The following is a 2113-nucleotide window of genomic DNA, read 5'->3' as shown; positions in this document are numbered from 1 at the left end:
GCACGAGGCATCAAACCCCGTACGGCCCACGGCGATTCTCGAATGCTACTTCTTCGACTTCTCGGGCACGGGCAGGGTGCCCGCAGCCCGCTGCGCGGCGTAGTACGCGCGGGCCTCGTCCTGGCGCTCCTGCTCGGCGCCCGACGCGATCTTCGCGCGCAGGTGCTCGGGCTTGTACCCGAACGCGTCGACGAGGTCCTGCGCGTGCGGCCGGAGCCGCTCGATGAGGCGGTCGATGTAGGCGGTGACGGCCTGCGCGCGCTGCGGCGACAGGCGCCCGTGGATGAGGTACCACGAGAGATGCTTCTCGAGGAGGCCGAGGCCGAAGAGGTCGCGCACCCAGGTGAGCACCTGCTTCGTGCCCGGGTCGGTGGTCTGGGCGAGGCCGCGCGAGAACGCCTCCCACTGCAGCAGCTCCGCGTGCGCGCGGGCCGCCTCGATGAGCTCGTTCTGGTTGCGGTTGAACGCCGCGGCGGCGTCGACCTTGGGCAGCTTGCGCGCGTCCCGGAGGCGCCCTGCGATCTCGGCGATCATCGTCTCGACGCGGTCGGTGAGCAGCTCGCGCTGCGTCTCCTCGTCACGCAGCTCGGAGACCGACCGGCGGGTCGACCCGAAGTCGGCGATGGTCTGCGCCAGGCGGCGGAGGCCCGTGCCGTGGTAGGCGCGCTCGGCCGTCTGCGACACGACGTACCGCGCCATCACGCCGGCATCGGCCTTCGCGAACTGCTTCGAGAAGTCGGTGAGCAGGCGCTTGGCGACGAGCTGCAGCAGCACGTTGTTGTCGCCCTCGAAGGTGACGTAGACGTCGAGGTCCTGGCGGAGGCCGACGAGGCGGTTCTCGGCGAGGAAGCCCGATCCCCCGCATGCCTCACGCGCCTCCTGCAGGGTTTCGAGCGCGTGCCAAGTGGAGAGCGGCTTCAGCGCGGCGGCGATCGTCTCGAGGTCCTGGCGGTCGTCGTCGGTGTCGGCCTTGCCCGAGAACACCGCGTCGAACTTCACGAGGAACTCGTCGTGGGCGAAGATCTGCGCGTACGTGGTGGCCAGCTTCGGCAGCAGGCGGCGCTGGTGGCGCTGGTAGTCGAGCAGCACCTCCTCGTCGGTCTCGCTCGCGGCGTTGAACTGGCGGCGCTGGTTGCCGTACGTGATCGCGATGGTGAGGGCCATCGCGGCGGCCGACGTGGCGGCGCCATCGAGGGAGACCCGGCCCTGCACGAGGGTCCCGAGCATGGTGAAGAACCGGCGGCCGGGGCTGGAGATCGGGCTGGAGTACGTGCCGTCCTCGGCCACCGAGCCGTAGCGGTTCAGCAGGTTCGCGCGGGGAACCCGCACGTTCGTGAAGTGCAGGCGTCCGTTGTCGATGCCGTTCAGGCCGCCCTTGAGGCCGTCGTCCTCGCCGCCGATGCCCTTGAGGAACCCGCCCTTGGCGTTGCGGATCGGCACGTAGAACGCGTGCACGCCGTGGTTCACGCCCTTGGTGATGAGCTGGGCGAAGACGACCGCGGCGGTGCCGTGCACGGCCGCGTTGCCGAGGTAGTCCTTCCAGGCGCCGCGGAACGGCGTGTTGATGACGAACTGCTGCTTCGCCTCGTCGTACGTGGCGGTCGTGCCGATCGCCGCGACATCCGACCCGTGGCCCGTCTCGGTCATCGCGAACGCACCCGGCACCTCGAGTGACATGATGTCGGGCAGGAAGGTGCGGTGATGKAACTCGGTGCCGAGGTGCAGCACCGCGGCGCCGAAGAGGCCCCACTGCACGCCCGCCTTGATCTGCAGGCTCGGATCGGCGAGCACGAGCTCCTCGAAGCCCGCGATGTTGCCGCCGTGGTCGTCATGGCCGCCGACCGCGGTCGGGAAGGCGCGGTGCACGGCGCGCTGCTCGACGAGGATCTTCAGCTGCTGGAGCACGCGCTCGCGGTGCTCGGCCATCGACTGGCCCTCGATGCGCTGCAGGTCGGGATGCGCGGCGCGCTCGCGGGCGATCACGCGCAGGTCGGCCCAGGTGCCGAGCAGCTGGCGGCCGAGGAGCTCCGTGTCGACACGCGGCGACGCGGGCTGCGCGTCGGCCCGGGGCGCCGGGATCGGCGCGGACACCGCGTCGCGGGCCGGCTTGGGC

General features: G+C 70.9%; 1 protein-coding gene. It reads right to left on the bottom strand.

All coding sequences use genetic code 11. The features are described 5' to 3' along the window. Positions 1-45: 45 nt before the first annotated feature. On the bottom strand, positions 46-2091 hold the full coding sequence (locus tag AC1DY2_RS19040; protein ID WP_476763836.1) for an acyl-CoA dehydrogenase family protein: 2046 nt from the start codon (positions 2089-2091) through the stop codon (positions 46-48). Positions 2092-2113: the final 22 nt, after the last annotated feature.

It is taken from the genome of Agromyces sp. P1_H4 (assembly GCF_056405255.1).
This window is presented reverse-complemented; position numbering and strand designations above follow the sequence as displayed.